The organism is Proteus sp. TSJ240517 (assembly GCF_047921575.1).
Classification (GTDB): Bacteria; Pseudomonadota; Gammaproteobacteria; order Enterobacterales; family Enterobacteriaceae; genus Proteus.
The window spans coordinates 1-2181 of the sequence record NZ_JBLRMH010000023.1 but is presented as its reverse complement, the minus strand read 5'-3'; the positions used below and the strand labels follow the sequence as shown (position 1 = coordinate 2181).

The 2181-nt window shown below is 44.7% G+C and carries 5 protein-coding genes; all 5 read right to left on the bottom strand.

The features are described from left to right. Positions 1-329 (bottom strand): tail completion protein gp17 (gp17, locus tag ACNARN_RS18570; RefSeq protein ID WP_416304814.1); only part of this gene is annotated, 329 nt, incomplete at its 3' end. Positions 330-334: 5 nt separating this feature from the next. Next, the gene (locus tag ACNARN_RS18565; RefSeq protein ID WP_196534421.1) at positions 335-808 is read right to left on the bottom strand and encodes an HK97-gp10 family putative phage morphogenesis protein; all 474 of its coding nucleotides are present in this window, start codon (positions 806-808) and stop codon (positions 335-337) included. Next, positions 792-1136, bottom strand: a complete 345-nt coding sequence (locus tag ACNARN_RS18560; RefSeq protein ID WP_196534420.1) for a phage head closure protein — start codon at positions 1134-1136, stop codon at positions 792-794. Before ACNARN_RS18560 ends, ACNARN_RS18565 begins: the two co-directional genes overlap by 17 nt. A gap of 7 nt (positions 1137-1143) precedes the next feature. Further along, a complete protein-coding gene (locus ACNARN_RS18555; protein WP_196534419.1) occupies positions 1144-1470 on the bottom strand; it encodes a head-tail connector protein in 327 nt (108 codons plus the stop codon). Then, positions 1467-2181, bottom strand: a 715-nt coding sequence (locus tag ACNARN_RS18550) for a hypothetical protein (protein WP_416304813.1), incomplete at its 5' end; no start/stop codon positions are given. The genes ACNARN_RS18550 and ACNARN_RS18555, both read right to left, overlap by 4 nt.

Below are 2181 nucleotides of genomic sequence, written 5' to 3'. Positions count from 1 at the left end.
AAAATCATTAATTCAAGAACAAGCCGATGCAATTTGACATCGGCTTCATACCCAAAGACCGCATTCACCCGTTGTGCAAATGGGATCGCCTCGACAATCTTAGCCTCAATTTTTTTACGCAAGACCATAAGGGGTTGTGGCTGTGGCGCATACACATCAAGTTGCACACGATAGTTATCTAAATCCATATCCTCCAGCGCACTGTTAGGTGTGATGCTGGCGAACTGGATCACAATGGCGGGATACTGCCCTTTGCCTTCGGGTAATACCTGAAAAAAAACCCTTCCATCGACAAGCGGTGAAAGGGTCTCTTTTAATTGCTGTATCATGATCTCTACCTTGCTTTTTCAATATCCTCTTTAAGTGTTTGAACAATCACTTTAGCCGTCGCTTCCTTTTTCGCCTCAAAGCTGGGGCGCATAAACGGTTGTGCGGGCATCTTGGCAGTACCAAACTCAACAAACCACCAATAAAACGGATCATTTGGGTTCAATGCTGCACTTTTCCCCGTTGCTTGTTTAAAGGCAGACACCTTTTTACCCGATAATGATTTTACCCAAATACGTGTTTTGACTTGCCCATTGCGCTGTACTTTCGTTTTAGAACGAATATTGCGCTTGATGGTGCCTTTGCGTCGATGCGGTACCTTTTCCTTAAGGATAGGCACTCGATGTTTGATTTCCTGCTTTAATTCCATCGCTCCCGCATTCATCGCTTTTCGGGCAATACGTTTACCCACATTTTTCTCCAACGCTTTTAAGCATTGCGATAGTTCAGCTAACCCACTGATTTTAATCTCCCCCATCATTCACGCCCTCTTTGCACATCAATTGAAGCTCTCGATGACGCTCTTCAGGATCAATAATGGCAACAATATCGAATATACGTGAGCCAAAACGGACTCGCATAGTGGATTTTACCTGAGGGAACCAGCGCATACGTATTCTGAAGGTAGTTTCACTTTGCACCTGTTGCGCCTGAAAATATTCACGTCCACGTAGAGGTTCAACACTTGCATGAATATCTTTTAACACGTCACGCCAAATGACTTCATCCCCACTTATCCGATTAGGCTTGGGCTCAGGTTGTTGAAGGGTGATGATATGACGAAATCGTCCTGCAGCTGTTCCTATCATTGTCACCTCACAAAATAGTCGGTTTGTGCATGGACCCCAACAAACAGGTGACGGGATAAGGCAGCATTCCTTGGGGATAAAGCGCAATATCGACACCTTCTCTATCCCTATCTCTTATACCAATTAAGATTAAAATGGCATCCTTTACTCGATAAAAATCGGGAGATTGCTTAAGTTTCGTTTCGTCTCCTTGAAATCGTTCTACCCAACTTTTCACATGATCAAAGACAGCTGCTGTCGCCGCGTTAATTTTTAATTGCAAATCCGCATCATCAAAATCATGATCAATACGTAAGTGAGATTTCACCTCCTGCAATGTAACGATGTTCATCATTTCGTGTCTCTCCCGTCTCGTCCACGTTTCACTATCAGCGTCCAGCCTTTGGAATGTAATTCTCCTGGCTTGTCCTTGGTGGGTTCATTACAGTGCCACAATGAGCCTCCCCAAGTGACTACATCCCCTTTTTGATAAGGCAACGCTCTGTTTATGGCAAAAACACCTTGATATATCATTGTTGGGAAAACATATTTGGTTTGTACCATCTCCCCATTGCTTAGTATTGAATTAACTAATAAGGTCCTTTCATCTTGAAGTGACCAAGCTAGGCTACTGCACCCTCTGACAATGCACTCCCAACCATGCATCCCTTTTGTTTGCTCGTAGGCGCGCCATAATCCCCCATGATGCGTCGCTAGAGTGCCACGCGCATAACTTTTGGTTTCATCAATATCGGGAAGGATGTCAATATTAAAGGCATCTTTACCATCTCGACCATCCTTGCCATCTCGACCGTCTTTCCCGTCTTTCGGCACAGGAAGTGCTTTTACCGTAGCACTCACTTCAGACATGACAAGTGCTTTAACCTCTTCTACGGTGACACTCGAGCCGTCTTTACCGTCTCTGCCATCCTTACCGTCTAAGGGTTTGGGGAGTGCGGAAATAGCTAAATTAACCGCCGAATCGACCAATGGTTTTATCTCTTCCAATGTCACACTATGACCATCTTTTCCATCTTTACCATCTAAGGGTTTGGGAAGCGCGGAG

Excerpts from the sequence above, each read along its gene's own strand:
- ACNARN_RS18560 (WP_196534420.1), bottom strand. The coding sequence starts at position 1,136 with ATGATAGGAACAGCTGCAGGACGATTTCGTCATATCATCACCCTTCAA.
- ACNARN_RS18555 (WP_196534419.1), bottom strand. The coding sequence starts at position 1,470 with ATGATGAACATCGTTACATTGCAGGAGGTGAAATCTCACTTACGTATT.
- ACNARN_RS18565 (WP_196534421.1), bottom strand. The coding sequence starts at position 808 with ATGATGGGGGAGATTAAAATCAGTGGGTTAGCTGAACTATCGCAATGC.